Annotated in this window: 21 protein-coding genes; 11 read left to right on the plus strand and 10 right to left on the minus strand. The window is 71.6% G+C overall.

Annotation, left to right across the window (positions count from 1 at the left end):
- Window positions 1–179: 179 nt before the first annotated feature.
- On the plus strand, window positions 180–2,249 hold the full coding sequence (gene pta, locus ACIBEF_RS01750) for a phosphate acetyltransferase (protein ID WP_396790264.1): 2,070 nt from the start codon (window positions 180–182) through the stop codon (window positions 2,247–2,249).
- Window positions 2,246–3,361 (plus strand): acetate/propionate family kinase, encoded by a 1,116-nt coding sequence (locus ACIBEF_RS01755; protein ID WP_396790266.1) that lies wholly within the window; start codon window positions 2,246–2,248, stop codon window positions 3,359–3,361. Before pta ends, ACIBEF_RS01755 begins: the two co-directional genes overlap by 4 nt.
- A gap of 118 nt (window positions 3,362–3,479) precedes the next feature.
- Here ACIBEF_RS01755 and ACIBEF_RS01760 read toward each other — a convergent pair whose 3' ends face one another.
- Complete coding sequence (locus ACIBEF_RS01760; RefSeq protein ID WP_355008141.1) at window positions 3,480–3,653, minus strand: hypothetical protein; 174 nt, start codon at window positions 3,651–3,653, stop codon at window positions 3,480–3,482.
- A 157-nt stretch (window positions 3,654–3,810) separates the two neighbouring features.
- Between ACIBEF_RS01760 and ACIBEF_RS01765 the strand changes: the two genes are divergently transcribed.
- Both ACIBEF_RS01765 and ACIBEF_RS01770 read left to right on the plus strand, forming a co-directional pair.
- Window positions 3,811–4,002 carry a hypothetical protein gene (locus ACIBEF_RS01765; RefSeq protein ID WP_396790269.1) on the plus strand — a complete coding sequence of 64 codons (192 nt, stop codon included), beginning with the start codon at window positions 3,811–3,813 and terminating at the stop codon, window positions 4,000–4,002.
- A gap of 349 nt (window positions 4,003–4,351) precedes the next feature.
- Window positions 4,352–4,897 carry a nucleotidyltransferase domain-containing protein gene (locus ACIBEF_RS01770; protein WP_396790270.1) on the plus strand — a complete coding sequence of 182 codons (546 nt, stop codon included), beginning with the start codon at window positions 4,352–4,354 and terminating at the stop codon, window positions 4,895–4,897.
- Here the strand turns inward: ACIBEF_RS01770 and ACIBEF_RS01775 are convergent.
- Window positions 4,779–5,240 (minus strand): MerR family transcriptional regulator, encoded by a 462-nt coding sequence (locus tag ACIBEF_RS01775; protein WP_396790272.1) that lies wholly within the window; start codon window positions 5,238–5,240, stop codon window positions 4,779–4,781. The two genes, ACIBEF_RS01770 and ACIBEF_RS01775, sit on opposite strands and share 119 nt — an antisense overlap.
- Window positions 5,241–5,331: 91 nt before the next feature.
- Between ACIBEF_RS01775 and ACIBEF_RS01780 the strand changes: the two genes are divergently transcribed.
- Window positions 5,332–6,381, plus strand: coding sequence for an aldo/keto reductase (locus ACIBEF_RS01780; protein WP_396790274.1), 1,050 nt, complete (start codon window positions 5,332–5,334; stop codon window positions 6,379–6,381).
- 88 nt (window positions 6,382–6,469) lie between these two features.
- Window positions 6,470–7,435 carry an alpha/beta hydrolase family protein gene (locus ACIBEF_RS01785; protein WP_396790276.1) on the plus strand — a complete coding sequence of 322 codons (966 nt, stop codon included), beginning with the start codon at window positions 6,470–6,472 and terminating at the stop codon, window positions 7,433–7,435.
- A gap of 120 nt (window positions 7,436–7,555) precedes the next feature.
- Here the strand turns inward: ACIBEF_RS01785 and ACIBEF_RS01790 are convergent, their stop codons facing one another.
- From ACIBEF_RS01790 to ACIBEF_RS01800, 3 genes are all read right to left on the minus strand, one after another.
- Window positions 7,556–8,518, minus strand: coding sequence for a zinc-binding dehydrogenase (locus tag ACIBEF_RS01790; protein WP_355008145.1), 963 nt, complete (start codon window positions 8,516–8,518; stop codon window positions 7,556–7,558).
- A gap of 87 nt (window positions 8,519–8,605) precedes the next feature.
- On the minus strand, window positions 8,606–9,784 hold the full coding sequence (locus tag ACIBEF_RS01795) for an NADP-dependent malic enzyme (protein ID WP_396790280.1): 1,179 nt from the start codon (window positions 9,782–9,784) through the stop codon (window positions 8,606–8,608).
- Between the two features lie 145 nt (window positions 9,785–9,929).
- A complete protein-coding gene (locus ACIBEF_RS01800) occupies window positions 9,930–10,280 on the minus strand; it encodes a S24/S26 family peptidase (RefSeq protein WP_238677854.1) in 351 nt (116 codons plus the stop codon).
- Window positions 10,281–10,364: 84 nt separating this feature from the next.
- Here ACIBEF_RS01800 and sodN point away from each other — a divergent pair, with 84 nt between their 5' ends.
- From sodN to ACIBEF_RS01815, 3 genes are all read left to right on the plus strand, one after another.
- Window positions 10,365–10,769: a superoxide dismutase, Ni gene (gene sodN, locus ACIBEF_RS01805; protein WP_396790282.1), complete on the plus strand. Its 405-nt coding sequence runs from the start codon at window positions 10,365–10,367 to the stop codon at window positions 10,767–10,769.
- 62 nt (window positions 10,770–10,831) lie between these two features.
- Complete coding sequence (locus tag ACIBEF_RS01810; RefSeq protein WP_396790436.1) at window positions 10,832–11,350, plus strand: GNAT family N-acetyltransferase; 519 nt, start codon at window positions 10,832–10,834, stop codon at window positions 11,348–11,350.
- Window positions 11,351–11,374: 24 nt separating this feature from the next.
- The gene (locus ACIBEF_RS01815; protein WP_396790284.1) at window positions 11,375–11,782 is read left to right on the plus strand and encodes an ATP-binding protein; all 408 of its coding nucleotides are present in this window, start codon (window positions 11,375–11,377) and stop codon (window positions 11,780–11,782) included.
- Between the two features lie 22 nt (window positions 11,783–11,804).
- Here the strand turns inward: ACIBEF_RS01815 and ACIBEF_RS01820 are convergent, their stop codons facing one another.
- Window positions 11,805–12,194 (minus strand): hypothetical protein, encoded by a 390-nt coding sequence (locus ACIBEF_RS01820; protein WP_396790285.1) that lies wholly within the window; start codon window positions 12,192–12,194, stop codon window positions 11,805–11,807.
- 43 nt (window positions 12,195–12,237) lie between these two features.
- Here ACIBEF_RS01820 and ACIBEF_RS01825 point away from each other — a divergent pair, with 43 nt between their 5' ends.
- Both ACIBEF_RS01825 and ACIBEF_RS01830 read left to right on the plus strand, forming a co-directional pair.
- Window positions 12,238–13,188, plus strand: a complete 951-nt coding sequence (locus ACIBEF_RS01825; protein WP_396790287.1) for a diacylglycerol/lipid kinase family protein — start codon at window positions 12,238–12,240, stop codon at window positions 13,186–13,188.
- 448 nt (window positions 13,189–13,636) lie between these two features.
- On the plus strand, window positions 13,637–13,894 hold the full coding sequence (locus tag ACIBEF_RS01830) for a WhiB family transcriptional regulator (protein WP_088950012.1): 258 nt from the start codon (window positions 13,637–13,639) through the stop codon (window positions 13,892–13,894).
- A 115-nt stretch (window positions 13,895–14,009) separates the two neighbouring features.
- Here the strand turns inward: ACIBEF_RS01830 and ACIBEF_RS01835 are convergent, their stop codons facing one another.
- From ACIBEF_RS01835 to ACIBEF_RS01850, 4 genes are read right to left on the minus strand one after another with little or no spacing between them, the layout of a single operon-like run.
- Window positions 14,010–14,813, minus strand: coding sequence for a sirohydrochlorin chelatase (locus tag ACIBEF_RS01835; protein WP_396790288.1), 804 nt, complete (start codon window positions 14,811–14,813; stop codon window positions 14,010–14,012).
- A complete protein-coding gene (locus ACIBEF_RS01840) occupies window positions 14,795–15,556 on the minus strand; it encodes a phosphoadenylyl-sulfate reductase (RefSeq protein ID WP_393220291.1) in 762 nt (253 codons plus the stop codon). Before ACIBEF_RS01840 ends, ACIBEF_RS01835 begins: the two co-directional genes overlap by 19 nt.
- Entirely contained in the window at window positions 15,553–15,714 is a 162-nt protein-coding gene (locus ACIBEF_RS01845; protein WP_165435836.1) for a hypothetical protein, read from the minus strand. Before ACIBEF_RS01845 ends, ACIBEF_RS01840 begins: the two co-directional genes overlap by 4 nt.
- Window positions 15,711–17,423: a nitrite/sulfite reductase gene (locus tag ACIBEF_RS01850; RefSeq protein ID WP_396790291.1), complete on the minus strand. Its 1,713-nt coding sequence runs from the start codon at window positions 17,421–17,423 to the stop codon at window positions 15,711–15,713. Before ACIBEF_RS01850 ends, ACIBEF_RS01845 begins: the two co-directional genes overlap by 4 nt.
- Window positions 17,424–17,454: the final 31 nt, after the last annotated feature.

The following is a 17,454-nucleotide window of genomic DNA, read 5'->3' on the forward strand; positions in this document are numbered from 1 at the left end:
ACCCCCACCCCACCCCACCCCACCCCCACCCCACCCCCACCCCGATGCGTTGATCATGGAGTTAGCCGCGCGTGTCGTCGGCGTGTCGGGCGATAACTCCATGATCACCAGGCCGAGGGGCGGAGGGCGGGGGCTGTGCGGCGGGGGCGGAGGGGTCCGCGATCTTCTAGGGTGGGAACGTGGCTCGGAGTGTTTACCTGACCAGCGTGGGGTCCGGCGGGGGCAAGTCGACGATCGCCCTCGGGTTGGCGGAGTTGCTGTCCCGCCAGGTCGGGCGGATCGGCGTGTTCCGGCCGTTGGTGGCCGACACCGGCAAGGACCCGATCCTCGCCCTGCTGAGCGAGCGCTACCGCGTCGAGGTGCCACTGTCCGAACTGGCCGGGGCGAGCTACGCCGAGGCGTCGGCACTGGTCGCCGACGGCCGACGGGAGCAGCTCATCTCCGCCATCGTCGAGCGCTACCGGGCGGTGGAGCGGCAGTGCCCGGCAGTGGTCGTGGTGGGCAGTGACTTCGACGAGCCGGGCGACCCGGCCCACCCCCGGGAGCTGGCCTTCAACGCCCGGCTGGCCACCGAGTTCGGCAGCGTGGTGGTGCCGGTCGTGGACGGCTTCGGGCAGGAGCCGGCGGCTGTCGCGTCGGCGATGCGGGGGGCGTACCACGATCTGGCCGACCTCGGCACGACGGTGCTCGCGGTCATCGCCAACCGGGTCACCGAGCCGATGACGCTGCCCGAACTGCCGGTCCCCGCGTACGCCATCCCGGAGGTGCCGAGCGTGTCCGCGCCGACGGTGGCCGAGGTGGCGGCGGCCCTCGGCGCCACCCTGCTGGCCGGGGACGACGCCGCACTCGGTCGAGACGTGCTGGACTTCGTGGTCGGCGCGGCACACGTGCCGACCCTGCTGGGCCACCTCACCGAGGGCGCCCTGGTGATCACCCCCGGGGACCGGGCCGACCTGCTCGTCGCCGCGAGCGCCGCGCACGTGGCCGGACAGGTGTCGGTGGCCGGACTGGTGCTCACCCTCGGCGAGCAGCCCGACCCCAGGGTCATGCGGCTGGTGGAGGGGCTCAACACCGGGTTGGCGGTGCTCTCCGTACCCAGCGACAGCTACGACACGGTGGCCGCGTCCAGTCGCATCGAGGGCCGGCCCAGCGCGACCAATCCCCGCAAGGTGGAGGCCGCGCTCGGCGCGTTCGAGCGCTGTGTGGACACCGATGACCTGGCCCGTCGCCTGCGGGTCAGCCGGTCGGCGCGGGTCACCCCACTGATGTTCGAGAACGAGCTGATCGACCGTGCCCGCTCGAAGCCCCGGCACCTGGTGCTGCCGGAGGGCACCGACGAGCGGGTCCTGCGCGCGGCGGAGATCCTGCTACGGCGTGGAGTGGCCGAACTGACGGTGCTCGGCCGGCCGGACGACATCGCCCGACGCACCCGGGAGTTGGGCATCGACCTCGGCGACGTGCGGGTCGTCGACCCGGGGGCCAGCGAGTGGCGCGACGACTTCGCCGCCGAGTACGCCCGGCTGCGCGCCCACCGCGGCGTCACCGCCGAGTTGGCGCACGACATCGTCGCGCAGCCGAACTACTTCGGCACGCTCATGGTGGCCACCGGCCGTGCCGACGGCATGGTCTCCGGCGCCACCCACACCACCGCCGCGACCATCAGGCCGGCGTTCGAGATCATCCGTACGCTTCCGGACGTCTCGGTGGCCTCCAGCGTCTTCTTCATGCTGCTCGCCGACAGGGTGCTGGTCTACGGGGACTGCGCGGTCAACCGCGACCCGGACGCGGCCCAGCTCGCCGACATCGCGATCTCGTCGGCCGACACCGCCGCCCGGTTCGGCATCGAACCCCGGGTGGCCATGCTGTCGTACTCGACCGGCAGCTCCGGCGCGGGTGCCGACGTGGAGAAGGTCGCCGCGGCCACCGCGCTGGTCCGGCAGCGCCGGCCCGACCTGCTGGTCGAGGGGCCCATCCAGTACGACGCGGCGATCGACCCGGCGGTGGCGGCCACGAAGCTGCCCGACAGCCCCGTCGCGGGGCACGCCACGGTCTTCATCTTCCCGGACCTGAACACCGGCAACAACACGTACAAGGCGGTGCAGCGCTCGGCCGGGGCGGTCGCCGTCGGCCCGGTCATGCAGGGCCTGCGGCGGCCGGTGAACGACCTGTCGCGGGGTGCCACGGTGCCGGACATCGTCAACACCGTGGCGATCACCGCCATCCAGGCGGCCACCGAGGAGGCGTCGTGAGTCGGGTGCTGGTGCTCAACTGCGGGTCGTCGTCGGTGAAGTGGCGCCGCTACGACGGGGACCAGGCACTCGAGCACGGCACCGTCGAGCGGATCGGCGAGCCCGGCGGCGGCCCGGCGGACCACGCCGAGGCGGTCCGGCAGATCCTGGACGGGCTGGACCTGACCGGGCTGACGGCGGTCGGACACCGGGTGGTGCACGGTGGCCGGACGTTCAGCGAGCCGGTGCTCGTCGACGACGCGGTGCTGGCCGCGATCAAGAATCTGGTGCCGCTCGCCCCGCTGCACAACCCGGCCAACCTGGCCGGCATCGAGGTGGCCCGCGCGGCGCTGCCGGACGTGCCGCAGGTCGCCGTCTTCGACACCGCGTTCCACCACACCCTGCCGGAGGCCGCCGCGACGTACGCGATCGACCGGGACACCGCCGAGCGTTACGACATCCGCCGGTACGGCTTCCACGGCACCTCGCACGCGTACGTGTCCCGGCGCACCGCCGAACTGCTGGGCCGCTCGTACGAGCAGGTCAACACGATCACCCTGCACCTGGGCAACGGGGCCAGCGCCTGCGCGGTGGCGAACGGCCGCAGCGTCGCCACCTCGATGGGCATGTCCCCGTTGCAGGGGCTGGTGATGGGCACCCGCAGCGGCGACGTGGACCCGACCGTGATCTTCCATCTGCGCCGGGAGGGCGGGCTGTCGGTGGACGACATCGACGACCTGCTCAACCACCGCAGCGGCCTGCTCGGGCTGACCGGCGTCAACGACATGCGCGAGGTGCTCGAACGTCGGACCGCCGGTGACCGGGCGGCGGCGCTGGCCTTCGACGTGTACTGCCGGCGCATCACGGAGTACGTCGGGGCGTACTACGCGCTGCTCGGCCGGGTCGACGCGATCACCTTCACCGCCGGGGTCGGCGAGCACGCCGCGCCGGTGCGGGCCGCCGCGCTGGCCGGCCTGGGCCGGCTCGGTATCACCGTGGACGACGCCCGCAACGACGGCGAGGGCGACCGGTTCATCTCGCCCGACGGCGCCGAGGTGAGCGTCTGCGTCATCCGCACCGACGAGGAGCGGGAGATCGCCCGGCAGACCCGGGACGTGGTCGGGGCGGCCTGACACGACTGAGGCGCGCACCCCCGGGAGGCCCGGGGGTGCGCGCGAGTCGGTGAAGCCCATTCAGTGCCGGGGGCCAGCCAGGCGGCTGCGTGAGCCGGTCGCCAGCCAGGCGGTTCGGTCAGCCGGTCGCCAGCCAGGCGACGAGTGCCACCAGCACCACGACGACCACTGCCGCACCGATGATGAGCGGCAGGCGGGACGGAGCCTCCGTCGGCGTCGCAGTCTCCGGCGTCTGGTTGAAGGCGCGGAACGCCTCGGTGTTGCCGCTGGGGTCCGTGTAGTTCTCAGGCATGTCGGTGACCCTAGCGAAGCTGGTCACGCGACACCGTCCCCGGCCCGCTGCGTCCCAGGGGTGGACCCGGCCGGCGGAGGTGACCCGACCGGGTGGCGGGTGCACCCGAGCCGGATGGCGGGGACGCTGTGTCCGCCCAGGCACCTACCGTGCAACGATGGGGGCGGGCCGGCTGATGGCCGTACCGGTGACAGCGCTGCTGACCGGTTGTGCGCCGGCCACCGCCGTGGCTGGCGGGTCCACCGGGCCGGCGTCGGCGCGTCGGGCGCCCGAGGGGTCGTACGCCGTCGGCGTGCATACGCTCACCCTCGATCCGCGCTCGGCGCGCCCTCTGCCGGTGACGATCTGATCGCCGGCGGTGGGCTGCCGGGCAGCTTCGCCGGACCGGCCGCGCCGGTGCTCTTCGTGCACGGCACCGCCGACCCGGTGGTGACGGTCGGCCGGGCCGCGTACGCGCGCACCCCCGGGTCGGCCGCGTTCCTCAGCCTGCTCGGCCGGGACCACGGCGCGTACCTCACGCCGGACCACCCAGGGCTTCGCCCCGGTCCTCGCCACCACCACCGACTTCCTGCGCTGGACTCTCTGCGGCGACCGAGCCGCCGGTGCCCGCCTCCCCGCCGACGCCCACTCCCCCACCCTGACCCGTTACGAGTCCCGCCCGGCCCACTGACCCCGACCGACACCGGTACGGTCGTCCGGTGGACGAGCTTGCGCGCCGGCAGTTGGCGAGCATCGCCGAGGTCATCGAGGTGACCGGGGCGGAAGGTATCCCGGTCTGGCTGCGCGGCGGTTGGGCGATGGACTTCCAGCTCGGCGCGGTGACCCGCCCGCACGTCGACGTCGACTGGTACTGCTGGCGCGACGACGCCGACCGGCTGGCCGGCCTGTTGCTGGCCCGGGGCTGGCTTCCCGACCCGCGGATGCCCGTGGAGTCGCAGCTCGACCTGTTCGCCGCCGACGTGGAGGTCAGCTTCGCGTACCTGGGTCGGGATGCCGCCGGCCGACCGACGGTGGGTGCCGGGTCCTGGGCCGGCACGCCGCTGCCGGCCGGGATGCTGGACGCCCCACCCGGCCGGATCGGCCCGCTCTGCGCGCCGACCATCTCGGTGGCAGCCCAGATCGAGTTCAAGCAGATGTACCCGGTCTGGATGCCGGAACGTCCCCGTCGTCCGAAGGACGCCGACGATCTGGTTCGGCTGCGCTCCGGTGCGGGTCGAGTAGGTCCTCGTACACCCCGACCTTGAAGGTGATCAGGTCCAGGCTCTGGGTGAGCCTGTCGATCTGGGTGGTGACGCGACGGTGGTGCTCGCGCATCAGCGCGAGCCGTTCCTCCTCGTTGCCGGCGCCTTCCCGGACGAGGTCGGTGTACCGCCGGAGCGCGGGCAGGGGCATCCCGGAGGCGCGGAGGATGATGCAGACGGTCAGCCAGTCCACGTCGTCCTGGCTGTAGCTGCGACGCCCGCCAGGGCCACGCCGCACCGGGCCGACGAAAAGGCCCTCCTGCTCGTAGAAGCGGAGGGTGTGCACGCTCAAGCCGGTGCGTTCGGCGACCTGCCCGATGCTCAGACCCGCGGTGATCTCGGCCATGCCGAGCAGGGTAACGAGGAGTTGACCTAGAGCTGACTCTAGCTCCTAGGGTGCGCGGTGATCGCTAGCACATCAGCCAAGGAGCATCGACATGCGTTATCGCACCCTCGGCGGCACCGGCATCCAGGTGAGCACCCACTGCCTCGGGACCATGATGTTCGGCGCCGTCGGCAACCCCGACCACGACGACTGCGCCCGCATCATCCACACCGCCCTCGACCAGGGCATCAACATCATCGACACCGCCGACATGTACGGCCGGGGCGAGTCCGAAGAGATCGTGGGCAAGGCGCTGCGGGGCCGCCGGGACGACGTCGTGCTCGCCACCAAGGTGCATTTTCCGATGGGCGAGGGACCCAACCAGGGCGGCAACTCGCGGCGGTGGATCCTCACAGCGGTGGAGGGGAGCCTCCGGCGGTTGAACACCGACTGGATCGACCTCTACCAGATCCACCGTCCCGACCCCTCGACCGACATCGAGGAGACGCTCTCGGTGCTCACCGACCTCGTCCGCGACGGGAAGATCCGCGCCTTCGGCTGCTCGACCTTCCCGGCCGAGGAGATCGTCGAGGCGCACCAGGTGTCCGAGCGTCGTGGCCTGGGACGCCTGCGCACCGAGCAGCCGCCGTACTCGATCCTGGCCCGCGGCGTCGAAGCGTCGACCCTCCCCGTCTGCCAGCGCTACGGCATGGGGGTGCTGGTCTGGAGTCCGCTCGCCTTCGGGTTCCTCAGCGGCAGGTACCGCAGGGACCAGCCCATCGACCTGTCGACCGGGCGGGCCGTGCTCCGGCCGGCGCAGTTCGACCCCACGATCGCCGAGAACGCCGCCAAGCTCGACATCGTGGAACAGCTCGTCGACCTCGCGGCGAGCATCGGCTGCACGCTCCCGCAGCTCGCCATCGCCTTCACGGTGGCCCATCCGGCCGTCAGCTCGGCGATCATCGGACCGCGGACCATGCCGCACCTGGAGGACCTGCTCAAGGGCGCCACGCTCACCCTGGACGACGCGACCCTCGACCGGATCGACGAGATCGTTCCGCCCGGAACGAACCGGTACGACCCGAACGCCGCCTTCCCGCCGCGCGCGCTGACCGATACCGCACGACGGCGACGCCCGCTCACTGAACGCGCCGCGGCCTGACACCGGCCGGGGCGCGCTGGGTGAGCCGACGGGCACACCGCGTCGAAGTCCACCGGGCACGTCAGCGGGGCAGGGCACAATCGGATTCATGCCACGTCGCGTCACCCCCGCCCTGCTGGCCAGCGCCGTGCTCATTGCCGGTCTGGTCGGCTGCTCCGCGGACGCCAGGAAGACCGAGAGCCAGCAGGCGCCCGTCGAACCACCGCCCGCCGCCACGCCGACACCGCAGGTTCCCGCCGGCAAGGCCCCGCAGCGGGCCTTCGCGGTCGGCGTACGCCAGCTCAAGCTGAACCGGGACGGCCGGGCGCTGCCGACGACGCTCTGGTACCCGGCGGCCGGGCAGTCCGGCGGCGCGGCCAAGCGGTCGGCGACGGCGGCGGAGGGCCGGTTCCCGGTGGTGATGTTCGGTCATGGCCTGGGTGGGCGACCGGACGACTACGCCACGCTGCTGACCCGCTGGGCGGCAGCAGGGTTCGTGGTGGCCGCGCCGACGTTCCCGCACACCTCGCGGGGCGCGGACAACAACGTCCTCGACGTGCTCAACCAACCCGCCGACGTGTCGTACGCGTTGGACCAGGTGCTGGCATTGGACGGCAAGGCCGGCGACGCGTTGCGCGGCCGGTTGGACGGCGAACGGGTGGCCGCGGCCGGGCACTCGGCGGGCGGGGTGACCACCATCGGCCTGTTCACCGCGAGCCGGGACAAGCGGCTGGACGCGGGTGTGGTGTTCGCTGGCACGGCGCTCGGCGTGGGCACCGCGTTCGCCGGTGCGGCCGCACCGCAACTGTTCGTACACGGCGAGTTGGACGAGGTGGTCGAGTACGCGGCGGGCCGGGCCGCGTACGACAAGGTGCCCTGGCCGAAGGCGATGCTGAGCCTGCCCAAGGGCGACCACGGGCGGGCGCTGCTCAGCGACGGCGCGACGCTGCGGGTCGTCTCGGACACGTCCGTCGAGTTCCTGCGCTGGTCGCTCTACGGCGACCCGGAGGCCAAGAAGCGCATCTCCACCGACGCCACGCGCGGCGACATCGCCACCTTCGACGACCACCTCTGAGGCCCGCCCCGCGCCCAGGATCTGCGCAACATCGGGGATGTTGCTGCCTCGGGACACCCGGGAGGCAGCAGTTACCCCGATGTTGCGCGGATCTTGATGTGAGGGCCGCAGGGCCGGGCGTCAGGCGGTGTGGTCGATGACGACCTTGCCGAAGGCGTCGCCGGAGTGCAGTCGGGCGAAGGCGTCCTCGACCCGGCTGAACGGGATGACGCTGTCCACCACCGGACGCACCTCGTTGTCGGAGCAGAACGCCAGCAGCTCGTACAGCTCGCCGGGAGTGCCCATCGAGGTGCCCAGGATCTCCAGTTGCATGGCGAAGACCCGGCGCAGGTTGACCGACGGTTCGTGCCCGGCTGTCGCGCCGGAGACCACGATCCGGGCCATCGGCGCGGCCGACTTCAGCGAATGGTCGAAGGTGGCCGCGCCGACCGTCTCGATCACCACGTCGACCCGCTCCGGCAGCCGGGCACCCGGCTCGAAGGCGGTGGCGCCGAGGGCCGAGATCCGGTCCCGCTTGACGGCGTCGCGGCTGGTCGCGTACACCCTTTTGCCCATCGCGACGGCGAGTGCGACGGCCGCGGTGGCCACACCGCCGCCCGCGCCCTGGACCAGCACGCTGTCGGCGTCCGCGACGCGTCCCTTGGTGGTCAGCATCCGCCACGCGGTCAGCCAGGCCGTGGGCAGGCACGCCGCGTCGGTCGCCGCCATGCCGTCGGGCAGCGGGATCAGATTCGACCGGGGTACGACCACCCGCTCGGCGAGCGTCCCGGCAAAGTGCTCGGAGAGGATGGAAACCCCGCGCGGGTCACCCGGCGTGACGACCACCGGGTACACGACCACCGGGCGTCCCTCCGGGTCCAGCCCGACCGCGTCGCAGCCGAGGATCATCGGAAGCTGGGCCTCGGTGAGACCGACCCCGCGCAGCGACCAGAGGTCGTGGTGGTTGAGCGAGGTGGCCCGCAACTGCACGGTCACCCAGTCGTCGGCCGGCGGGGTCGGCTCGGGCCGCTCGCCGACGGTGAGCGCGGCGAGCGGGTCGGCGTCGTCGAAACGGGAGGCAAAGGCAGCACGCATGATCGGCACGGTAACAAGCTGAGCGCTCGTTAAGAAGCCGTGCGCGTAGGCCAGCGGCGCATGCTGCGCCGGAGCGCCCCTGGCCCACGCGTGCGGTTACCGGCGGGCGACGCCGTCGCGGCGGGCGGCTTCGGCGACAGCCTCGGCCACTGCCGGCGCGACGCGCGGGTCGAGCGGGGACGGAACGATCGCGTCTGCGGTCAGGGACTCCGCCACCACACCGGCGATGGCGTCCGCGGCGGCGACCTTCATGGCCTCGGTGATCCGGGTGGCACCGGCATCCAGCGCGCCGCGGAACACCCCGGGGAAGGCCAGCACGTTGTTGATCTGGTTGGGGTAGTCGCTGCGCCCGGTGGCGACCACCGCGACGTGCCGGGCGGCCACCTCGGGGTGCACCTCGGGAGTCGGGTTCGCCAGCGCGAACACGATCCCGCCGGGTGCCATCTGAGCCACCGCGGCCTCGGGGATCTGCCCGCCGGAGACCCCGACCAGCACGTCCGCGCCGCGCAGCGCCTCGGTGATGTCGCCGTGGCGGCCGTCGGCGTTGGTGCTCGCCGCCAGCTCGGCCTTGGTGCCGGTCAGCTCGGTGCGGTGCCGGCCGATGATCCCCTTGGAGTCGCAGACCACCACCTGGTCGGGGTTGACGCCCCCGGCGATCAGCATCTTCGTCACGGCCACGCCGGCCGCGCCCGCGCCGCTCACCGCCACCCGCAGGTCACCGAGCTTGCGGTCGAGCAACATCGCGGCGTTGCGCAACGCGGCCAGCACCACGATGGCGGTGCCGTGCTGGTCGTCGTGGAAGACCGGGATGTCCAGCGCCTCGTCGAGCCGACGCTCGATCTCGAAGCAGCGCGGCGCGCTGATGTCCTCCAGATTGATCCCACCGAACGAGGGGGCCAGTGCCCGCACCACCGCGACGATCTCGTCCACGTCCTGGGTGTCCAGGCACACCGGCACCGCGTCCACCCCGGCGAACTGCTTGAACAGCACCGCCTTGCCCTCCATCACCGGCAGGGCGGCCCGGGGGCCGATGTTGCCCAGCCCGAGCACCGCAGAGCCATCGGTGACCACCGCGACCGTGTGCGACACCCAGGTGTAGTCGTCCACCAGGGCGGGGTCGGCGGCGATCGCCTCACACACCCGGGCCACCCCCGGGGTGTACGCCAGGGAGAGGTCCTCCCGGCTGGTGAGCGGCACGGTCGAGGTGACGGCCATCTTGCCGCCCCGGTGCAGCAGGAAGACGGGATCAGCGGGGTCCACGGTGGACGAAGACATGGTGGTGACTCCAGGATCTGTCGAGCAGATGTGAGGCGGCCTGCCCCGCCGCGAGGTGGGCGGCGAGCGGTGGCACGCGGTGCGGGGGGTCACCCGGGCACTTTCCGAGCATAGTGTCGGCACCACCCCCCGGATGTGAGCAGGGTCATAACTGACGACGAGGCACCCGTCCGGGGCGCGGCCAGTAGCGGGCCACCACCCGTCCGCGTACGTCGGCCACCCCGTACGCCCGGGAGTCATCGGTGATCAGGTCGTTGTCGCCGCGTAGCCACCAGCCGCCGTCCTGCGGCCGGACCGCACGCTTCACCACCAGCAGATCGGGCCGGGTCCGGAAGACCGCGACCACCACGTCGCCGGCTCGGATCGGGCGGCCACCGGGACGAACCAGCACCGCGTCACCGTGGCGCAGAGTCGGGGCCATGGACGGGCCGGTCACCAGAACGGCGGTCAGCGGCCTCCGCAACCGGGGCACCTCAGCCGGGTGATCGGCGACCACTGGTTTCACCTCCACCCGGTTCGGGGAGCATCCCCAGGAGTAATGTCGCCTTTGATCATCGCAAACTTCCCATGGAGGATCCTGATGCGACTTCCGCGCATCCTTGCGCCCCGCGTCACCGCGAGCGCTCACTGCGACCTGCCGTGCGGTGTCTACGACCCGGCACAGGCCCGGATCGAGGCCGAGTCGGTCAAAATGATCTGCGAGAAGTACCAGTCGAACACCGACCCGGAGTTCCGCACCCGCGCCGTCATCATCAAGGAGCAGCGCGCCGAGCTGGTCAAGCACCACCTCTGGGTGCTGTGGACCGACTACTTCAAGCCGCCGCACTTCGAGAAGTACCCGAACCTGCACAGCCTGTTCAACGAGGCCACCAAGCTCGCCGGCGCCAGCGGCGTCAAGGGCAGCCTCGACCCGGCCACCGCCGACAAGCTGCTCGCGAAGATCGACGAGATCTCGAAGATCTTCTGGGAGACCAAGAAGGCGTGACCTTCCCGGTCATCCCGACGATCCGGCCGGTACGTCCCGAGGACGTGCCGGCCGTCGTCGCCATGGTGCACGAGTTGGCCGAGTACGAGCGCGCCCCGGAGCAGTGCCACCTCACCAACGAGCAGCTGACCTCGGCGCTCTTCGCGGCTGCTCCAGGCAGCGGCGTGACGTCGGACGTGCCGAGCCGCAGCGGTGGTACGACCGCTGCGGCGCTCTTCGGTCACGTCGCGGTCGACGAGCGCGACGAGCCGGTCGGCTTCGCGCTGTGGTTCCTCAACTTCTCCACCTGGGCCGGCGTGCACGGCATCCACCTGGAGGACCTCTACGTCCGGCCGTCCGCCCGGGGCACCGGAGCGGGTCGACTGCTGCTCGCCGCGCTGGCCGACATCTGCGTACGGCGGGGCTACCAGCGGCTGGAGTGGCAGATGATCGACTGGAATCCGGCTGCCGGCTTCTACGCTTCGATCGGCGCCGAACAGATGAGCGAGTGGGTTGCCTACCGGCTCAGTGGCGCCGCTCTCCGCGAGCTGGCCGAGCAAGCCGCCACCGCCGGCACGCGTAATGGGCGACCGACCGGGTAGAGTCCCCGACCGGGGGGATGAGGCGTGACTCAACTGACTGGCCAACCAGCGACCGACGACGACGTGGTGCACCTCACGGTGCCTGCCGACGGCGGTTACCTCGGCGTGCTCCGCACCGCCACCGCGGGTCTCGCGGCCCGGTTGCAGTTCGCGCTCGACGAGATCGAGGATCTGCGGATCGCTGTCGACGAGGCGTGCGCCATGCTGCTCGCCATCGCCACCCGCGACGCCGAGTTGGAGTGCCGCTTCGCGGTCACCGACGACGCGCTGACGGTCGAGGTGACGGTGCCGACGGTGCGCGGTGCCACCCTGCCCGCCGAGTCGTCCTTCGCCTGGAAGGTGCTCACCGCGCTGACCACCTCGGCGTCCGCCACGTCCTCCGGCGATCGGGCCACGATCGCGCTGCTCACCCGTCGCTCCGGCGGCTACTGACCGGTCCGAGGCACCGGCGCGGTCACTCGAAGCCGAGGGCGCGGGTCGTCGGTGGGCAGATCAACAGCCAGGCCACGCCCAGGCCGAACACCATCAGCGGCACGCCCAGCCAACCCAGGCCGGCCTGGATCATGAACCACCCGATCGGCAGCAGCATCAGCTGAAGCACGATCGCGGGGGCGCGTGCGCCCGCCTGACGCCGCAGCAGCGCGCGACCCAGGGCCCAGAGCACGACGGCCGCCCCGACGGCGAACACGGTCACCAGCAGTGCCGCCAGCAGGTCGGTGCGGGTGGCGGTGAGGTCGGCCCAGACCAGCCAGACGGCGATCAGCCCGACGACGGCGGCCTCCGCCCACAGCAGCCGGACCGCCCAGCGGAGCGTGACGGGGATCGGGTCCGAGTCGATGGTCACGCGCGCCACGATACCCGGGCTGCCGGAAGGTACAGTGCCGCCCATGCGGGCCGTCCTGGTGGTCAATCCGAAGGCCACCACCACCAGCGAACGCAGCCGGGACGTGCTCGTCCGGGCGCTGCGCAGCGAAGTCGATCTCAGCGTGCGCTACACCCGTCGGCGTGGGCACGCCGTGGCGCTGGCCCGGGAGGCAGCCGCTGAGGGCGTCGACCTGGTCGTCACCCTGGGTGGCGACGGCACTGTGAACGAGGTGGTGAACGGCCTGATGACGGCCGAACCGCCGACTCGCGCCGACGACGCGCCGATGGCCGAGCGACTGCCCGCGCTGGCGACCGTCCCCGGCGGCTCGACCAACGTGTTCGCCCGCGCGGTGGGTCTGCCCCGGGAGTGGCCGGAGGCGACCAGCATGATCCTGGAAGGGCTGCGGCTGGGCCGGAGCCGGACGGTGGGGCTGGGCCTCGCCGACGACCGCTACTTCACCTTCTGCGCCGGCTTCGGCCTGGACGCCGCGGTGATCCACCGGGTGGAGCAGGCCCGGCGGAAGGGGCGGGTCTCGACGCCGTCGCTCTATCTGCGTTCGATCATGAATCAGTACTTCTTCGCCTCGGACCGTCGGCACCCGGCGATCGTCCTGGAGCGTCCGGGCGAGCCGGCGGAGGCCGAGCTGGCCACCGTCATCATCCAGAACACGGCACCGTGGACGTACCTGGGCGACCGGGAAGTCAACCCGAACCCGGCGGCGTCGTTCGATCTCGGGCTCGATGTGCTGGCGTTGCGTCAGCTCCGGGTGGCTAGCACAACACGGACAGTGACGCAGTTCCTGTCCCGGCAACCCGATCCACGCGGTCGGCAGGTGTTACGACTCCATGACACGCCGGAGTTCACGCTGGTCTCCAGCCGCCCGCAGGCGTTCCAGCTGGACGGGGACTATCTCGGCGAGCGGGAGAAAGTCAGATTCACCTCCGTTCCCGCCGCACTGAGAGTAATCTGCTAGGTCTCGGGTACTGCCCTTGGTCGACACGGTGGCCACAACCGATCGACTTGGTCGCCGCCACACCGAGGGGCAGGTGCCGGAAATGTCAGCAATGTCACGCGGACCGTACTATATTGATCCTCGACTGTGGCACGGCGGGTAACCAGGAAGCACTGGAATCCGGACAAACAGGTTGTGGGCTTGCTCACCGCCCGGAGTTTTTCCGAGCGTCACCCTTGACATCGCGACTGTTCGTGAAAGTATTCACAAGCGAACTTGAGTTACCGGGACATTGCCTGGATATGCTCGTCAGGTTGAGCTGTTCCAGCAGGTCCCCGGCGCTGAACGCCTGCTCACGCACTGCCGAATGGACAGACGCTAACTGTCACCATCGGCACTGCGGATGCATATAGGAAAAGCACGACAAGCAATTGTTCGCCACCCATCCAGAATGAGGAGTGTTGCCGCCATGGACTGGCGTCACCATAGTGTCTGCCGCGACGAGGACCCCGAGCTGTTCTTCCCGATCGGGACGTCCGGTCCGGCTCTCCTGCAGGTCGAGCAGGCCAAGGCCGTCTGCAGGCGCTGCTCCGTGACCGACCAGTGCCTTCAGTGGGCACTCGAGTCTGGTCAGGACGCCGGCGTCTGGGGCGGAATGAGCGAGGAAGAGCGGCGCGCCGTCAAGCGGCGCGGCGGTCTCCGGGTGCTGCGCGCTCACTCCGCCTGATCCCCAACGACACAGCTGAACGCCCCGGTGGGTTCGCCCGCCGGGGCGTCCTGCCGTCCGGCACCGGATCACACAGTGTCAGCACCGTGGATCCCACAGTGTCAGCCGGCACGGGTCAGCCCGTGGACGCCAGCGCGGGCCGGTCGTCGACCCGACGCAGCACCAGGTCGACCAGCTCCGGCGCGTCGGTCAACGGCCCGGCGACAGCCACCGCACCCGCCGCCCCGGCCGCCTCGGTCACCGCGTCGTGGAACAGCCCCGGCGCCAGGAAGTACGCGGACACCGCGACGCGGCGCGCGCCGGACGCCCGCAACCGGGACACCGCCACACCGGCCGCCGGTGGAGCCGCCGAGGCGTACGCCACCCGGCAGGGCACCCCGAACTCCACACCGAGCGCATCGGCGACCCGGCCCACCGACCGTCGCGCCCGCGCGTCCCGGGTGCCCGCCGCGGCCAGCACCAACGCGTCGAAACGGCCCTCACGCGTTTCACCCAGCCGTCGACACAGCCCGGCCAGCAGCCCAGGATCGGGTGTGTCGTCCGCCGGCCCGAGCACATCGGTGACCCGTACCGACAGCGGTGGCCCGGACCGTGCCGCCGCGGCGACCGCTGCCGGGATGTCCACCCGATGGTGGTACGCGGCGGTCAGCAGCAGCGGCACCAGCACCGCCCGGCGGTGACCGGCCACGGCCAGGTCGCGCAGCACCTCCGTCGGCCCCGGCTCGGTGTGGTCCAGCCAACTCGCCCACACCGGTGTGCCCGGCCGGGCCGCCGACACCGCCCGAGCCAGCGCCCGGGTGGCATCGGCCGCCCGTGGGTCACGACTGCCGTGCGCGACCAGCACCACCGGATCCGCCCCGCCGGCCACCGCTGGGCCGGTCGGGGTCGTCGCCGGGGAGGTCAGACGTGCAGCCCGCACTCGGTCTTCTCGAACATGGCCCACCGGCCGGCCCGCGCGTCCTCGCCGGCCTTCGTACGGCGGGTGCACGGCCAGCAGCCGATCGACCCGTAACCCTGCTTGAACAGCTCGTTGACCGGCACGTTGTACCGGGCGATGTAGGAGTCCACATCCTTCTGCGACCAGGCCGCGATCGGGTTGACCTTGACCTTGCCCCGACGCGCGTCGAAGGTCACCACCGGTGTGTTGGCCCGGCTCGGCGACTCGTCCCGGCGCAGCCCGGCAGCCCAGGCGTCGTACCCGGTCAGCGCCCGTTCCAGCGGCTCCACCTTGCGCAACTGGCAGCAGTCGTCCGGCGACTTGTTGAACAGCCGGGGGCCGTACTGGCCGTCCTGCTGGCCGACGGTGAGCCGGGGCCGGATCGACCGGACGTTCACCGGCAGCGTCCGGGCGACCTCGTCGCGTACCCGCAGCGTCTCGGGGAAGTGCAGGCCGGTGTCGAGGAAGACCACGTCCACCCCGGGGGCCACCCGGGAGACCAGGTGCGCCAGCACGGCGTCGGCCATGGAGCTGGTCACACAGAACCGCTCACCGAAGGTCTGCGCGGCCCAGCGGGCGATCTCCAGTGCCGGGGCGCCCTCCAGGTCCCGAGCGGCCTGCTCGGCCAGGGCCCGCAGCTCGTCCGGGTCGCGCCGGGCCGGGTCGGCCGACGTCGAGCCGCCCGGGCCCACCAGGCGCAGGTTCGCAGCCGAGACGAGACTCATGAGGTCACCGCCCGACTCAGCAGCCCGGTGAACTTCACCGAGAAGACCCGGGTGCAGGCGTGGCACTCCCAGGCGCCGTGACCCGCCTCGTGCGGCCGCAGGTCCTCCTCGCCGCAGTACGGGCAGTACAGGGGTGCCGCTCGGTTCTCGCTGCTCACCGCAGTTCCTCCTCGTCGACTCTGATCACCCAGTTGGCGAACGTCTCGCCCTCGCTCCGACCGGCCAGGTAGCGAAGGGCCAGCCGTTCCACGTACTCCGGAAGTTCGTCGGCGGTGGTCTTCAGGCCGCGAAGCTTGCGGCCGAAACCGGCGGTCTGCCCCTGGGCCATGCCCAGCCCGCCGCCCAGGTGCACCTGGAAGCCCTCGACCTGTCGGCCGTCCGGGCCGACCACCAGTTGACCCTTGAGCCCGATGTCGGCCACCTGGGTACGCGCGCACGCGTTCGGGCAGCCGTTGATGTGGATCGAGATGTCCGCGTCGAAGTCGCGCAGCCGCTGCTCCAGCCGGGCCACCAGCTCCTCGCCGCGGGCCTTCGTCTCGACGATGGCGAGCTTGCAGTACTCGATGCCGGTGCACGCCATCGTGCCGCGCCGCCAGGCCGACGGCCGGGCCTCCAGGCCAATCGCGCGCAGCCCGTCGATCAGCGACTCCGTCCGCTCCGACGGCACGTCGAGCACCAGCAGTTTCTGGTACGGAGTCAGCCGCACCCGGTCGCTGCCGTGTGCCTCGACCACGTCGGCCAGCCGGCTGAGCTGCGCGCCGGAGACCCGCCCGACCACCGGAGCGGCGCCCACGTAGTGCCGCCCGTCGGCCTGCTCGTGCACGCCCACGTGGTCGACCGGCTTCGACGGCAGGACCGGTGCCGGACCGTCGAGCAGCGTACGGCCGAGGTAGTCCTTCTCCAGGACCTCACGGAAGCGCTCCACGCCCCAGTCGGCCACCAGGAACTTCAACCGGGCCCGGTTGCGCAGCCGGCGGTAGCCGTAGTCGCGGAAGATCCCGACCACCCCCGCCCACACGTCCGGTACCTCGGCCAGCGGCACCCAGACGCCGAGGCGCTTGGCGAGCATCGGGTTGGTGGAGAGGCCCCCGCCGACCCAGACGTCGAAACCGGGCCCGTGCTCCGGGTGGTCGACGCCGAGGAAGGCGATGTCGTTCGACTCGTACGGGGTGTCCACCAGCCAGGAGATCGACGTCTTGAACTTGCGGGGCAGGTTGGAGAACTGCTTGTCGCCGACGTACCGGGAGACGATCTCGTCGATCGCGGGAGTCGGGTCGAGGAGCTCGTCGCGGGCCACCCCGGCGACCGGGCTGCCCAGCACGATGCGCGGGCAGTCGCCGCACGCCTCGGTGGTCTGCAGACCGACCGACTCCAGCCGACGCCAGATCTCCGGCATGTCCTCGACCCGGATCCAGTGGTACTGGATGTTCTGCCGGTCGGTGATGTCGGCGGTGTCCCGCGCGAACTCCCGGGAGATGTCCGCGATCACCCGCAGCTGGGCGAGGCTGAGCTGCCCGCCGTCGATGCGGACCCGGAGCATGAAGAACTCGTCCTCCAGCTCGTGCGGCTCAAGCACGGCGGTACGACCACCATCGATGCCCGCCTTGCGCTGGGTGTAGAGGCCCCACCAGCGGAACCGGCCCCGCAGGTCCTGCGGGTCGATCGAGGCGAAACCCCGGTGCGCGTAGATGGTCTCGATGCGGGCCCGGACGTTGAGCGGGTCGTCGTCCTTCTTGATCCGCTCGTTGGGGTTGAGCGGCTCGCGATGGCCGAGCGCCCACTGACCCTCACCCCGTGGCCGGCGCGGCGCTCGGGCCGGACGAGCCGTCGGGTCCTCGGAACGAGCCGGGATGCTGCTGACCGCCATCGCGGCGTCCTCCGTTGTCTGCTGTGCCTCG

The sequence above is a fragment of the Micromonospora sp. NPDC050795 genome (assembly GCF_044456785.1).
Classification (GTDB): domain Bacteria; phylum Actinomycetota; class Actinomycetes; order Mycobacteriales; family Micromonosporaceae; genus Micromonospora.